The sequence below is a fragment of the Bartonella sp. B1099 genome (genome assembly GCF_944801835.1).
GTDB lineage: Bacteria > Pseudomonadota > Alphaproteobacteria > Rhizobiales > Rhizobiaceae > Bartonella.
In genome coordinates this window covers 694,006-710,342 of record NZ_CALYLN010000001.1, presented here as the reverse complement: position 1 = coordinate 710,342, position 16,337 = coordinate 694,006, and the positions used below count along the sequence as shown (strand labels likewise).

Here is a 16,337-nt window from a genome sequence, read left to right as displayed (position 1 = left end):
AAGTATCTCTTAATAAACTGTCTTTATGCAAAAGCAGAGGCACCCCATAGGAATCTAAAAAAAAACTATGCTGAGATTACCTATTCATAAATATAAAGATAACAACATATAGCTTTGCATTATATTATTTTGCTCAAAAGCTTAATCATGAAATGAAACAAGGTAATGATACTTTTTCTAAAAAACTACATGAATGAGGAGAATAAGAGTATACTATTTTTGATTATCCTGTAAAAAAGTCGATATAAAAACTGTGAAGCAATACATCATTTTTATTCTTTAAAAGGTATACCTCTGAAGATTTTTAAAAGCTTTAACCTTCCGTAAAAAGGATAAAATTTTGTTTTTATAATAAGACTTATCCTGAGATCTCTTGTCCTCTTCGTAAATCACTACTCAGATCCATAAATGCATATTTGTTGCACAAATTTATAGAGATTTTAAAAGAACTTTTTCACATAAAGAAGTCTTCTTCTTGTCTTGCATTTTTTTTTAATTTCTCCTACCGTCTTTAAAGAAACTGATTTTAAAGGAATGAAGAATGACAGCTCAAGATTTTGTTGTCAAAGATATTGCCCTTGCCGCTTATGGTCGTAAAGAACTTGATATTGCTGAAACTGAAATGCCTGGCTTAATGGCTTGTCGCAAGGAATTTTCCTCCAATCAACCTTTACGCGGTGCGCGGATTTCTGGCTCATTGCATATGACAATTCAAACAGCTGTTTTAATTGAAACATTAAAAGCGATTGGTGCCGATATACGGTGGAGCTCTAGCAATATTTTTTCCACGCAAGATCATGCAGCAGCAGCTATTGCCGCAACGGGTATTCCTGTATTCGCCGTTAAGGGTGAAACATTGGAAGAATATTGGACTTATATAGATGCAATTTTCCAATGGCCTGACGGTAATCCTTCCAATATGATTTTAGATGATGGAGCAGATGCTACAAACTATATTTTAATGGGAAGTCGTGCAGAACAAAATAAAGATATCCTCTCGCATCCCAAAACAGAAGAAGAAGAAATTTTTTTCAAACAAATTCAAAAGCGTATGGATATAACGCCAGGATTTTTTACACGACAACGCGCAGCAATTAAGGGTGTAAGCGAAGAAACCACAACAGGTGTCAATCGTCTTTATCAATTACAAAAAGAAGGGCTTCTGCCTTTCCCTGCTATTAATGTCAATGATAGCGTCACGAAATCAAAGTTTGATAATAAATATGGATGTAAAGAATCATTGGTTGATGGTATTCGCCGTGGAACAGACGTGATGATCGCGGGGAAAACTGCTATTGTCTGTGGTTATGGTGATGTAGGAAAAGGTTCAGCGGCGTCTCTTTCAGGTGCTGGAGCTCGTGTTAAAATAACAGAAATTGATCCTATTTGCGCGCTTCAAGCGGCTATGGATGGCTATGAAGTTGTTAATTTGGATGATGCTGTCTCCAGTGCTGATATTATCATCACAACAACAGGCAATAAAGATGTCGTCCGTTTAGATCATATGCGCCAAGTAAAAGATATGTGTATTCTTGGCAATATTGGTCATTTTGATAATGAAATCCAAGTCGCAGCCCTTAGAAATTTGCCATGGACCAATATTAAACCTCAAGTTGACATGATCACCTTTCCTGATGGAAAACGTATCATTTTGCTTTCTGAAGGGCGTTTGTTAAACCTCGGTAATGCGACGGGGCATCCTTCTTTTGTCATGTCAGCTTCGTTTACCAATCAAGTTTTAGCGCAAATTGAACTTTTTACCCGTGCCGAACACTATAAAAATGAAGTCACTGTTCTGCCTAAACATCTTGACGAAAAAGTTGCACGTCTCCATCTTGATCGATTAGGAATAAAATTAACTGTTTTATCAAAAGAACAAGCTGCTTATATTGGAGTTACACCGCAAGGACCTTATAAACCAAACCATTATCGTTACTAAAATGCTTCCTTGGGTTTAAAAAGAGGGAAAAATGTCGTGCTCAGCTTTGGTGACCATACCCCCAAAGAAAAAGCTCAAAACATGATTCGAATCTTCACGTATATATTTTGCCTTTTTTTCTTTTTTTCTCCAACACGCACTGTTGCTCAGTCGTTAGAAGGTTATTTACCATTCTCTTTCACTTTGCCAAATGGTCCATGGCTGCTTTTAGCGCTGTGTGGAGGAATTTCTTGTGCTTCATTTTTTACGTGCATGGTTGTTATTATGCATGCAAAAAAAGCAGCCCAGAAACCTTTGAAGATAATTCAGACAGATTTTTCTGAAAAACTTAAATATTATGAATGGCTTCTGGAAGAAACCAAACAACTCCTTCTTATTTGGGAAAATCCAACATCCTTGCCTCGTGTCGTTGGTGGCCTTTCCACATTACAAAAAATAGGCATTGATCAGCAAGATTTTCAGCGCTTTGAACTCTGGGTTGAAGAAAATTCTCTGCAAGAACTTGATTATGCGTTGACTCAACTGTGTTGTAAATGTCACCCTTTTGAGCTTTCTATCACCACCACAAATAATGTGCTGCTACAAGTTACAGGGGTTATCGCAGGAACAGTCGCTATTGCTCGTTTTCAAGATATCTCAAAACAGCAGAACGAAAATGCTCGTTTACAAAAAGATATTGCTCGCCTTCTTACTGAACTTAGAATGCAGCGTAATCTTCTTGATCTTATTCAAGAGCCTGTATGGATAAAAGATTGCGAAGGAAAAGTTTGTTTTATCAATCGCGCCTTTAGAGAAATGACAGACTTTCGTGAAGATAGTGATGAAATGGGTGATCTTTTCAATGAAAACACACAACGCAAAACAGATGAAACAGAAACAATTTTTCAAGAACATGTTCATACCGTCATTGATGGTGAACGGCGCTATTTTCATCTCACACGTCTCACAACAGCCGAAGGAATGGCTGCTTTTGCACGAGATGACAGCGCCTATGAAAGTCTTTCTCATGAATTAAGATATGTGCTTCAAAGCCATTGTGAAACCCTTGACCAAATCTCAACAGCTGTCGCCATTTTTGATACAAACCAAAAATTAAAATTCTGCAATCATGCTTTTAAAATTTTATGGCCGTTAGAAAGTTCCTTTTTAGAAAGTGAACCAAGCCATACATTATTCCTTGAACGTTTACGTGAAAAAGGGCTCATTGCTGAACATCCTGATTGGCGTGCGTGGAAAGAAGAACTTTTTAAAGCCTATCGGCAAACAGAATCGAACCAACAAATTTGGAATCTTCCAGATGGTCGTACGGTGCGTGTTGTCTCGAATCCTCATCCACAAGGAGGGGTTACGTGGCTTTATGAGAACCTTACAGAAAAAATTGATCTTGAACGCCGTTATAATACACTTATTAAAATACAAGGTGAAACACTTGATAAACTTTCTGAAGGTGTGGTCGTTTTTGGTGCTGATGGACGCCTTCGTTTATCGAATCCTTCCCTGTCGAAATTGTGGTCGCTTCCTTATAATTTAATGGTAGAAGGAACCCACATTACACAGTTAAAAAGCCATTGTTCAGCCTTAACAGTGCGACAAGAATGGGATCAATTTACTAAATTCATTACCGGTTTTGCTGAAAAACGTGAAACATATTCAGGTCGTATAGATCTTAAAAATGATATGATTATTGACTATACTTTGGTCCCTCTTCCCGATGGACAAACGATGCTTACTTTTGTGAATGTCACAGATACTGTCCATGTTGCACGTGCTCTTCAAGAAAAAAATGAAGCCTTAGAAAGTGCAGATCGTTTGCGGAATGAATTTGTTCAACATGTTTCCTATGAATTGCGTACACCTCTCACCAATATTATTGGATTTTCTGACATTTTACGGGATCAAATTTTCGGTTCTATCAATGAACGTCAACAAGAATATCTTGGGCACATTCATTCAGAATCAGGAACCCTTTTAAATATTGTTAATGATATTCTTGATCTTGCCACTCTTGATGCAGGTATTATGGAGTTAGACATAAAACCAGTTAACATTGCCGATGCGATGATACAAGCAGTAGCCCGTGTAGAAGATCGCCTTAACGGGCGTCATATTACGCTTTTACAACAAATTTCTCCTTCCCTAAACACTATTTCTGCTGACGAAAAACGCTTACATCAAATTTTTGTGAATGTCTTAAGTAATGCACTTAATTTTGCAACGGAAGCGAGCACAATTGAATTTTGTGTCGATGAACAAGATGATAACATTGTCTTTAGCGTTCACAATGAGGGCTCTGACATCCCTGAAGACATTCTTGATCGTATTTTTAAACGTTTTTCTTCCCATTCACACCATGGTGGGCGTGCAGGAGCGGGGCTTGGTCTTTCGCTTGTGAAAAGTTTCGTTGAACTACATGGTGGACATGTTGAAATTCTTACCGGTTCTGGAAAAGGAACAACAGTTAAGTGTTTTTTCCCCCTCCCAAAAGGAGATGAGATTTTTTAATGAAAGCCTTAATGAATTTTGATTTTTTTCTTGAAAATGAAGAGGCAACAAAGCTTTTTGCAAAAAATTTAGCCCTTTCTTTAAAGCCAGGGGATCTTGTAACGCTGCAAGGGGATCTTGGAACTGGAAAATCAACCATCGCACGGACAATCATCCAAACGCTTGCAAACGATAACACTATAGATGTTCCAAGCCCTACTTTTACTCTTGTGCAAAGCTATAAACTTCCACAGTTTGAAATTATTCATGCTGATCTTTATCGACTTTCCATGGCAGAAGAAATTGACGAATTAGGGCTTCATGAAGCACGTGAGAAAACCATTTTACTCGTTGAATGGCCAGAAAGAAGTGCAGATCTTTTAGAGATTGCCACTTTTGCACTCACCTTACAATACAAAGCACAGGGACGTCATGTGACATTGAAATCAGCACAACATTCCATTGAATGTTTGCAACAATCTTTTGCAATTCGTTCATAAAAAATATCGCATAATCACGCTTAACAATATGGACTCTTAAAAGCATTAAAATAAATGCATCTAACTTTTTTCTTTAATTGAACTTCTTTTACAATATATCGTAGAATATTTAAAAAAAATCAAAAGGAGAGATAAAATGTCTCTCCTTTATCGTTGCCTATGTATAGCATTAACTAAGCCCATCTTTTATCCATTCAGAAAGACGTCCTTTAGAGGTAGCGCCAACCATATTTGATGAGACATTTCCATTTTTAAACATTAATAATGTAGGGATAGAGCGTACTCCATATTGGGTAGCCAATTCCGGATTTTCATCAATATTTACTTTGACAATTTTAACTTGATTTTGCATTTCCGTTGAAATTTCATCCAAAATTGGCGCAATCATTTTGCAGGGACCACACCATTCTGCCCAAAAATCAACCACAACAGGGGTGGAAGAAGTTAAAACTTCACTTTCGAAATTGTTCTTATCAACTTTTATACACGTCATTGATTTATCCTTTATACTACTCACTTTTTATAGATTGGTATAATAACAATTCATATCAAGTTATTGTAAAAATAAATTATTAAAGGGCTTTTCTGTACCAAAAATTGTGGAGTGCGTTTATTTGAACGATTTTATGAAAGTAAAAAAGCATAAAGATACTTTGAAGGGAAAGAATAACTTATAAGGCAATTTCATCAAGAAATGCCTCAAGCTTTTCTGGAGGAAGTTTAAAAATTTTAGCTTCTTTACTGTAGATAAGCAGAGCTTGGACATCTTTATTGGGATGAATAGCCTGCAACAATTTCCGATAAAGAGCCATTTGCAACCAATGATGAGGAGCAATAGCGGCTTCATTTTCTGGTGGGTGTCCCGTTTTAAAATCAGCAAAGATAATGCTGTTTTTCGTGATGTAGAGACGATCAATTTGACCAGAAACTGCTTGTTCTTTTCCACGAATTTTTACAATACCCATTAAAGGAACCTCAGCACGTGAATGCTCAGAAAAGAGAGGTTTGAGGTAAACATGATCTAAAATTTTCCAAACATGGCGAAGAGCACCTTCTCTTTGGCTTTTCTCCCAATGAGAAGCTTTGATATTGAGATAGTTTCGAGCATAATCTTGACGTTTTTGTGGGGGGCAATTGGGTAGATATTGTAATAATCGGTGAATGAGATGACCATATTCAATGAAAAAAGCTCTGTTGGTGTTTGTTTCTCCTAAAACAGGCGAAGTGAAAAGTTGTTTTGGGCTTGAAGAAAGCTCTGTATCAGCTTCAATGGAAAGGCTTGCGACAGAGGGTTTTAACGGTTTTGGAAGCATTGGTTCTGCTGGTACTTTATGAGAGAAAAAAGCAGGCAAAGGTGGTAAGGCTTGACTCTCAGCGAAAGCGACTTCTTGGTTTATAGAGGCAGAAGAAGATGTAATGCAATAACGCCAAGCTGCAATATCTTCTGCGGGACCTTTTATAGCAACCGCATGGGGTTCAAGGGCGTTTTTTACCAGTTGTAGCCATGTGTCAGAGGGCGTTTTTTTACCTTTATATCCACAAACAAATAAACGATCTTCAGCACGTGTCATTCCTACATAAAGAAGGCGCCTATATTCTTCTTCGGCACGCTCTTTTAAATGTGAAATTGCTTTCTTAGAGAGCTTTGTATCAAACTTTTCATTGGGGCGCCAAATAAAAGCTTCTTGTCCGTTCCCTTGTGTATTGTCTAAAGAAACTTTAAGCAAATGAGGCGCATGCTGAGGATGCCAAATCGCGCTACCAGGATCAACCAAAAATACAACAGCAGCTTCTAGTCCTTTTGCAGCATGAACAGTCATGATGCGAATTTCTTCATTGTTTTGTTCAAATTCACGTTTAATTTCTGGTTCGCTTGCACTTAATGTTTCTAAAAAAGCTTGTAATCCTGGTAATCCTGTTTTTTGAATGTTAAGCGTATAATCCATAAAAGCATCGAGCACATCATTGGCTTCAGATCCTAAACGAGACAGAATTTTTTGTCTTCCCTTATCATTATTCAAAATATGGCTATAAAACTCGAAAACCGGTATTTTATCTACTAAAGCGCGATAATGATTCAACTTTTCAAAAGCATCTTTAAAAGATGCTTTCAATGATGCGTGCGTAAATAAGCTTTGCCAAAGAGAGCCGGTGCGGTGTGCGGCAAGCTGATAGAGTTCCTCTTCACAAAAAGCAAAAAGGGGGCTTTTTAACACGCAAGCAAGAGAAAGATCATCTTGTGGCTGCAAAACAAAACGCCCAAGTGCCATTAAATCACGGATACTAATATGTTTGGTGAGTTGTAAACGATCAGCCCCTGCTACGGGAATATTAAGGTGTTTAAGAGCACGAGAAAGAGCTGAGACAAATTTATCACGTTTACGGACCAAGATCATAATATCACTTGCCCGTATTAAGCGTCCTTTTGCTGGAAGCATTTCGCCTTTTCGTAACCAGCCAGCAACCGTTTCAGCAATTTTTTCTGCTAAACGCACTTCAGGTGTATCTAAATGGTCAACGCTTAAATGCCAGTCATGCGGAAATTCGCTTGTTTCTTTAGAAATAGCATCCCATATAACAACCTCTCCCGGACTATGAACACGAATAGCTTCATGCACCGTCTTTGTATTTTCGGCCGAAAGTCCTTTATAGTTTTCTGGTGTTTCAAAAACAAGATCAACGCTTTTAAGAATATCTGCTGTAGAGCGAAAAGAATAATGCAATTGTATTTTTTCAAATTGCTGATTTGTTTGCTGCGCTTTTTTTTGAATAATTCGTCCATTTGCAGCAAAATTTTCTGGAGCCGCACCTTGAAAAGAATAAATAGATTGCTTTTCATCTCCAACAGCAAAAAGAGTCCGTATATTTGTTCGTTGGCTATACCCTGAGAAAAATTCTTGTGCCAACAGTTGAATAATTTGCCATTGCTCAGGGTTGGTATCTTGTGCTTCATCAAGTAGAATATGATCAAGCCCCTGATCAAGTTTATAGTGCACCCATTGGCTTGCACCTTTGCGCTGTAACAAATGAAGTGTACGCTCGATAATGTCATCAAAATCTAAGAAGCCATTGGCCTTTTTTAGATTGGTATAGATTTCGAGATAAACAGTACACAGCTGAAAAGCAGCCATATTGAGGGTGGCAACTTTTGCGCATTGATATTTTTCTAAAAGAACAGAAAGCTTGTTTTGTTTATCTTCAAGCATCTGTTGAATAAAAGGCCAAATTTCATCTGATTTTTTACGAAATAAATGTGGAAAATTACGTGGTTTACCCTCTGTGGTCAAATAAATATCAGAGACAATATTGAGAATATTGGTCTCATCACGCGCTTCTTCTAATTGGGAAAACTTTTCCACCATCTCTTTTAGACGTTGACTGCCATTGGTTTCACAATGCTTAAGAGCATAAAGAGGAAGACGCGCGGTTTGTTGAATTTGTTCTAATAGGGATTGGTTTGTTTCATCAGGCGCTAAGTAAAAAAGCGCACGAAATTTTTCTTCTCCATTTTCAGATAAAAGAGAAGAGAAAAAATCAGAGAGTTTATGTTGCTTTTCAATAGCTTCATAGAGAAGTTTGTTAAAAGTATGTTCGCTAATAACTTGAAGTAACTGTTGTAAAGCAGGCTGTATATCACGACGTACTAAAAGTTGGCGACGGGATTCTTGTCGTAATTTTTTGCGACTGACATCATCAGGAATTTCAAAATGCCGTGCAATATTGGCTTCTAACATAAATTGATACAAGAGAGATTCGCAAAAAGCATGAATCGTTTGAATTTTTAAGCCACCAGGTGTTTCAAGAGCACGCGCGAAGAGTTGTCGTGCATAAGTTAATTTTTGCGCATTGACGGGCTTATTTTCAAACCGTGTCAAGGTTTCTTGCAGCTGTGCATCATCCAGTTCATTCCAACTGGACAACGTGCGAAAAATTCGTGATTGCATAACAGCAGCAGCAGCTCTTGTATAAGTAAGGCATAAAATACGTGCTGGAGGCGTACCATTTAAAAGCAAACGAATAACACGTTCACTTAAAACATGCGTTTTTCCAGATCCTGCATTCGCAGAAACCCACACGTTTTTCTGGGGATGTGTTGCCGTCGCTTGTGCATCAAGAGCAGCTTCAGGAATAGAAAAAAACGTCATGATTACTCTTCTTCATGAAAACCAATTGACCATTCCCACAACCTTGCTAAATGGTCGTAGTCACCTTCATGCCGTTTTTCAATGGGAACAGCATGTGAGAGATAGCCTTGTTGTGGATTTTGATAATACGTTATAAGGGCAATAAGATTTTTCCATGCGATTTCACCAAGATTAACGGCACTAAGATAAGTTTTTTTGTCTTTTTCCGTTAAAAGAATGGATTGAGATTTAATTTCACCTTTTCCGTTCAGAGGAACATAAAATAAATTTGAGGGAACAAGATCTTGAAAATCTGGAAATGCCCCTTCCATCAGCAAAGCTGTTTCTAAAGCCAATTGTGGAAATAATAATTCACGAACTTGTTTTGATGAAGGAGGGGTTCCAGTTTTGAAATCTAGAATTTCAACCATTTTGTCTGGCAAAACATCAAGGCGATCAGCCCGTCCTGAAAGGGTTACTCCTGTTTTGCCTATAGGAATTTTTTGTGAGACTACTTCCGAATACCGCTCTCGCGGTCCTAAACTTTGTTCCCATTGAATTAGAAATGGAGCAAGATTTTCAAAACTGTTCCACCAAACTGTTTCAATATCAGGTGGAAAATTGAATTTATCAAATTCTTTACGTCCAATAGAAAGCAGAACATTGAGTGCATTTGCAGCATTTGGATTTTTTATTTGTGTGCAAAAAGCGGCAAGAATAGCGTGATAAAGTATTCCGCGCTCAAGTGTGCTAGGGTCATGAATCAGTGCTTTAAGAGGTTTGAGTCGTAAGATTCTTTTGGCATAAATAGCATAAGGATCATACCGCAATGTTTCTATTTCAGTGACTGAAAAATGACGCGGACGCATAGTAAGAGGTGGTACAGGACAAGGACGTTTCACCTCAGAATTTACGCTTGTATGATCAAGCATCTTGCTCCAATGGCGTAATATTTCACCGCGTGCACGAATTTGTTTCCAAACCTGTTTTCCTACAACTGTTTCTATACGTTGTAGCCATCGTGAGGGAATAGAAGGAGTATGATTAACCCGCAATGAACGACTCATCACCACTTTATCCATTCCCATAGCCCATTGAAAATCATGCGCAGAAACACCTATACGTTGCTCTGGTGGTTCCAGAGTTAACATCATTTTCATCGGGCGCGATAAAAAAGCATCATTTCGGGTTGATATCGGCCATGAACCTTCATTAAGACCGCCGATGACCACTGTATCAACCGTTTGCAAACGTGATTCCAAAGTACCCCAGATGAATAAACGTGGATGTCCTCCAGGTGAAGGTGTGACGGAACGCGTTGCGATCAATGCAGAAAACATAGCAGGCCATTCGCTAAAATGAAATGTTAATCCTGATTGATCACTGACCAATTCACGCAAAAAATTTGATAGGGTTTGTCCTGCTTCGTGTTGATAAAGATGAGCAAGAGAATTATCCTCATTGCGACCAAAATTCTCAAAAATTTCAACAGTTGCTATCGCAGCTTCATTGACGGTGCATTCTTTCTCTTGTTTCATGAGAAAGGTTAAAGGTTCAACAGCTTTCTTCAAAAGATGACACAGAAAACGTGCTTCTTCAAACTTCTGCTGATCAAGGGCATTCATTTCAGAACGATCATGAGAATATGTTTCAATCCATTTTTCAAGGAATTGATCACATTCAAAAAGATTGATGCGCCCTGTATTCCCTCGAAGTACAAAAAGTTCAAAATTTTCTGCCAGTTCGCGTAAGCGATGACGGTTTTGGTGGAGTGTTGTCAGTGGATGTTTAAGAAGAGAAAGAAAAGCAATGGGATCATCAGGTTGCAACACATTTTCTAAGATCAGTCGTAAGAGTGTTACAGGCAATGTTTGTGCAAGTGGTATTCCCCCTGAATCATTTGCTTCAATACCAAATCGCTGTAATTCCGCCGCAACACGGCGGGCTAAATTACGGTCATTTGTAATAAGAGCTGCGGTTTTTTTGGGATTTTCAATAGCTCTTCGTAAAGCAACAGCGATAGCCAGAGCTTCCTCACGTTCATTTATAGCTTCAATAAATGACCAATCTGCACAAAGTTCCTCATAATCATCACGGACAATTTGTACCCATTTATCGGTTGTAGAAGCTGGTCGGAATGCTTCTGATAAAAGCGCCATTCGCCTTTTCTTTGTTGCACTTTGTTGGCCAATCTCACAAACATGGGCGCGTTGACACTCCATGAGAGTTAAAAGTTTTTTTAAATGATATTGAGGATGGCTAAAAACGTTTTCTACATGATTAAAAGAAGCAGAAACTGCTTTTTCTTTATTGCTCGTGCCAAGTGCATTCCATTGCTCTTCATCCATATGAAGATCAAGACCCGGAAGAACAACTGCCCCTTTTGGCAGAGAGGCTATAACCTTTAAAAGATGAGAAACTTCCGGCATAGAACCTGATACACCAGCCGCAATGATAGGTTTATCAGATTGTGCGCGTCGTAAAGTCTCTGCGTGCATTGTAAGTGCTTGATTACGCCATTCAGCGGGATTACTTCGTTGCCTTTCTGTTAAAATTTGCGGCCAATTTTGTGTCACAATCGTTAAAAAATCGAGCGTTATTTGCCACCATTCAGCGACCATATCAGGGGCAATATCTTTAAGTTTTGACCAGTCTGCTCCTTCTGTTTCAATTTCATCCATCAAATGTGCTAAATCTTGAGCAAGCCAAAGTGCATCGGCACTATGAGCCGGAATAAGCACATCTTCTGTACCAAACATGGTACGCAAATGTGCAGGCAAATTTTCACGCCATGGACGAATAAGACGCGCTAAAAGCAGCAGGCGTTCACTTTCGCCAATGGGTGGATTGAGAGTGCTGGTATGATTTTCAACAAAAAGGAAACTGTCTTCATCGACATCTCCTAGAGCACGAATGGTTGGCAAGAAGGTTGATCGTGTATCACTTCTTTCAACAAAGGCTAAACGCAAAGCCCGAGCCGCACGACGTGTCGGAACATAAATAAGGCTATCGGCAAGAGCCGTTTGAATATCTCCATCAGAAGCAAAATTATCAATAAGGGCACCAGAGAACAGCGCATCAACAAAGTGAGGCAAAAAAGCTGTTCCAGAAGAAATAGAAAAGACACGTGGTTTATAGGTCATATGATATTGTATTTGGGATAACAAATTCCATCTTATTGATTATTTGTATTATTTTGACTGTATACAATTTTCATACAATTAAAAACTATATTTATACAGGAGATTCTTAATTTAGATTTTAAAAAGATTGAAAGACATTTCATATCTTATCGTAAAAAAACATATCAAAATTTTTTTGATATGTTTCAACGAAGAATGGGCGATAGCTTGTTCTCTAACTCACATAAGTACTCTAAAAAATATTAAAATTTTAAAAGCGCCAAAAGTATAAATATATTGTAAATTATTGAATATAATAGTTAAATTTACGGCATTCTTTCTATCGTGCACTCTGAAAATGTTCTTTACATACTCTATCACTTTCAGAAAAAATACTCCAACTCAACGTGACAAATGATTACCAACCAAATTGTTGTATAACCGATTCTTCTTTACATTAAGCGCGTATTTGATAATCTTTAAAAGCAGAAAATTTTATTTTAGGAGCTCTTTCTGCCTCATAATTTAATGAAAAATGGTTCTCTGCTAAAAATACTGGATCACCCTCTAAATCATACGCAATAGCAGAGCGGTGATTGCTGAGAAACTTTTGCAACTCATCTTTGCTCTGTGTTGAAATCCAACGACATACATTAAAGCGTGCTGGTTCAAAATTTACCGGTAAAGAATATTCTATTTTCAATCGCTCTTTTAAAACATCAATTTGCAAAGCACCAATAACACCAATGAGAGAAGGTGACCCATCATCTGGAATAAATAATTGCACAACCCCTTCTTCCGCCATCTGTTGCAAAGCTTCTTTAAGCTTTTTTGCTTTCATTGGATCGCCTAAACAAACACGACGCAAAATTTCTGGTGCAAAATTGGGGACTCCCTTAAAGAGGATATCTTCTCCTTCAGTCAAAGTATCGCCAATCCGTAACGTTCCATGATTAGGGATTCCTACGATATCACCAGCATAGGCTTGATCAGCAATTTGGCGTGAACGCGCAAAGAAAAATTGTGGAGCCGAAAGTGTCATCGGTTTTCCTGTTCGCACTAACTTTGTCTTCATGCCGCGTTCAAGTGTTCCAGAACAGACCCGAAAAAATGCAATACGATCACGGTGATTAGGATCCATATTTGCTTGAATTTTAAAAACAAACCCCGTCATTTTAGGTTCAGTTGCTATGATATTGCGCTGATCTGCACTTTGATCACGAGGACTTTGACCAAAATCAATGAGTGCATTGATCAAATCACGAACACCAAAATTTCGTAACGCCGAACCAAAATAAACCGGTGTCATATGCCCTTCACGGAAAGCTTGAAGATCAAAATTTTTGCAAGCATTTCGAGCGAGTTCCACCCCTTCAATAAAAGTTGAATGTTGATACTCTGGAAGTAAATGGACAATTTCACTGGGATCTGAAACGATCTGTTGTGTTACTTCATCATCTTTTTGACGAAATCGATTATGATGAAGATCAAAAGTCCCAACAAAATCTTTACCCGTCCCAATGGGCCATGTTATGGGTGCGGTATCAAGCGCTAGCTTTTCTTCAATTTCATCTAAAAGCTCTAGAGGATCACGCGCCTCACGATCCATTTTATTGATAAAAGTAACAATAGGAATATCCCGCATCCGACACACTTCAAACAATTTCAGTGTTCTAGGCTCAATCCCGCGGGCGCCATCCAAGACCATGATAGCACTATCAACAGCTGTCAGCGTGCGATAGGTATCGTCTGCAAAATCTTCATGGCCTGGCGTATCTAAGAGATTAAAAATATGATTTTCATATTCAAACGTCATCACTGAAGTCACAACGGAAATACCACGATCACGCTCAATATTCATCCAATCAGAACGGGTTTGAATACGATCCTTTTTAGCTTTTACTTCTCCTGCAAGTTGAATAGCACCACCAAACAATAAAAGCTTTTCTGTCAATGTCGTTTTTCCAGCATCTGGGTGAGCAATAATTGCAAATGTACGGCGTCGCTTTACTTCTTGCACTCTTCTTTCCATTATTCCTCCACAGATCGTGCAAGTGCTTCAGCAATTAGTGCACGCATTTCATTAATCCCATAAAGCGCAATAAATGATCCCAATCGTGGTCCTCGTTCCTGCCCTAAAAGGACTTCATAGATCATTTGAAAAAAAACATTTGAAACACCCGGTCCCCCTTCAGGGCTTTTTTTGTTATGATCTTGATAGCGTTCTATTAAACGTGCAACATCAAGAAGTGCATTTTGAATCATATTGCTATCAGCAGTTTCAGGCAAACTGGCTAATTTTGCATCAATTTGCGCTAATGTTGCCCGTTCACTATCATCTGCTGCGCGAAATTTTTTGTTAGGTTTCACAAAAATATCAAAATATTTAAGAGCAAATTGCACTAACTGATCAAGTTCTGGATAAGTTTGTGCATTGGCTCCTTGAGCATAGCGAGAAATAAACCCCCAGAGAACCTCTTTATTCTCTGCATTTGAAGCACTTACCAAATTCAACAGAAGAGCAAAGGGAACCGGTAAATCAACCTGTGGAGGACAACCATTATGGATATGCCATACTGGATTATTAAGCCGTTCTTGCCAACTTTGACGACCATAAGCTGAAAGATGTGCATAATATTCATCCACGACTTTGGGAATAACATCAAAATAAAGCCTTTTGGCTGTTTTGGGCTTTGAAAACATATAAAGCCCTAAACTCTCCGTTGGAGCGTAAGTAAGCCATTCATCAATGGTTAAACCATTTCCCTTGGATTTGGAAATTTTCTGACCCTTTTCATCCAAAAAGAGCTCATAGTTAAATCCTTCTGGAGGTTTCCCACCCAAGACTTTACAAATTTTAGAAGAAAGATTTGTGGAATCGATAAGATCTTTTCCTGCCATTTCATAATCAATGCCAAGCGCTGTCCAGCGCATAGCCCAATCAACCTTCCATTGACACTTAACCTTGCCCCTAGTGACCTCCGTTTCTATAGTTTCTCCTGTTTCAGGCTCGATATAAGTAACCGTTCCTTTTTCAACATTACGCGCAATCATCGGTACCTGTAATACTTTCCCAGAAAAGGGAGAAATCGGTAAAAAGAGAGAATAAGTCGCCTGCCGTTCTTCACCCAATGTTGGTAAAATAATTGCCATCACCTTGTCATAACAGGCAAGGATTTTTAAAAGTGTTTCATCAAAACGACCGGAACTGTAATAATCCGTAGCACTTGCAAATTCATAATCAAAACCAAAACGATCAAGAAAAGCCCGTAAACGTGCATTATTCGCCGCTCCAAAAGAAAGATAATCATCTCCAAAAGGATCAGGAACGCGGCTCAACGGTTGACCAAGATAATGTTCCATCTTCTCGCGATCAGGCACATTCTCAGGGACCTTGCGCAAACCATCCATATCATCAGAAAAACAAAGCAGCTTTGTTTTTACTTTATTCTCTGTAAGGATATGAAATGCATGACGCACCATGGTTGTACGTGCCACTTCACCAAAAGTTCCAATATGCGGTAAACCAGAAGGCCCATAACCTGTTTCAAATATTACACTGTCTGGATAACCCGTCTTTTCGTACCGTTTGATAATCTTACGTGCTTCTTCAAATGGCCAAGTTCTCGATTGAGCAGCCGCATCCTTTAATTCAGGCGTAAGGCTAAGGGCATCACACTGATCACGCATCATTATCTTTATCCTAAAAATTATACTCTTTTCAAAATAGGGTGTATGGTTCTTGAATTTATTCGTCAATAATAGCAAGCAAAAATATGGAAATTTCTTGATACTCACCATATAAAAACAAACCACGCTGTAAACATATTTTATTTTGATAAAAATAAAAAACGTTCAATATTATAAAGCAAAAGTATCTTGTTTTGCTTATCAAAGCCTTCTTTTTTCTTAATCATAAGGCGTGCTTATTATATTGGTGAGCAAACCAACATCATCACAAACTTTGCTCCCTAATGTTGTTACAATTCTTAACGCTTGAGATGATTCATAAAAGATATGCCTTTCTTGTACAGTTTTTACCCACATGGCTCATCAGCTTGTAATATGCAAAAAAATGATTTTGATTGATTCGATATGAGAGACATTTGAAAAGAGAAAATTTTAAAGTCTTCAAGATTCTAAATTCAATAGAAAAAAGATAAATTATCAT

General features: G+C 38.2%; 8 protein-coding genes. 3 read left to right on the top strand and 5 right to left on the bottom strand.

The window, feature by feature from the left end; genetic code table 11:
• Positions 1-541: 541 nt before the first annotated feature.
• From ahcY to tsaE, 3 genes are read left to right on the top strand one after another with little or no spacing between them, the layout of a single operon-like run.
• Entirely contained in the window at positions 542-1,939 is a 1,398-nt protein-coding gene (gene ahcY / locus NNJ73_RS03120) for an adenosylhomocysteinase (protein WP_254492676.1), read from the top strand.
• Between the two features lie 36 nt (positions 1,940-1,975).
• Complete coding sequence (locus NNJ73_RS03115) at positions 1,976-4,441, top strand: PAS-domain containing protein (protein ID WP_254492675.1); 2,466 nt, start codon at positions 1,976-1,978, stop codon at positions 4,439-4,441.
• Between the two features lie 11 nt (positions 4,442-4,452).
• Entirely contained in the window at positions 4,453-4,920 is a 468-nt protein-coding gene (gene tsaE, locus NNJ73_RS03110) for a tRNA (adenosine(37)-N6)-threonylcarbamoyltransferase complex ATPase subunit type 1 TsaE (RefSeq protein WP_371923246.1), read from the top strand.
• A 169-nt stretch (positions 4,921-5,089) separates the two neighbouring features.
• On the opposite strand, the gene trxA is transcribed toward tsaE, so the two are convergent.
• The 5 genes from trxA to NNJ73_RS03085 all read right to left on the bottom strand — a co-directional run bounded on the left by trxA (position 5,090) and on the right by NNJ73_RS03085 (position 15,859).
• On the bottom strand, positions 5,090-5,413 hold the full coding sequence (gene trxA, locus NNJ73_RS03105) for a thioredoxin (protein WP_254492673.1): 324 nt from the start codon (positions 5,411-5,413) through the stop codon (positions 5,090-5,092).
• A gap of 178 nt (positions 5,414-5,591) precedes the next feature.
• Positions 5,592-9,065: a double-strand break repair helicase AddA gene (gene addA, locus NNJ73_RS03100; RefSeq protein ID WP_254492672.1), complete on the bottom strand. Its 3,474-nt coding sequence runs from the start codon at positions 9,063-9,065 to the stop codon at positions 5,592-5,594.
• Between the two features lie 2 nt (positions 9,066-9,067).
• Positions 9,068-12,187, bottom strand: coding sequence for a double-strand break repair protein AddB (gene addB / locus NNJ73_RS03095; protein WP_254492671.1), 3,120 nt, complete (start codon positions 12,185-12,187; stop codon positions 9,068-9,070).
• A 436-nt stretch (positions 12,188-12,623) separates the two neighbouring features.
• Complete coding sequence (locus tag NNJ73_RS03090) at positions 12,624-14,198, bottom strand: peptide chain release factor 3 (RefSeq protein ID WP_254492670.1); 1,575 nt, start codon at positions 14,196-14,198, stop codon at positions 12,624-12,626.
• Complete coding sequence (locus NNJ73_RS03085) at positions 14,198-15,859, bottom strand: lysine--tRNA ligase (protein WP_254492669.1); 1,662 nt, start codon at positions 15,857-15,859, stop codon at positions 14,198-14,200. The genes NNJ73_RS03090 and NNJ73_RS03085 overlap by 1 nt, the downstream gene beginning before the upstream one ends.
• Positions 15,860-16,337: the final 478 nt, after the last annotated feature.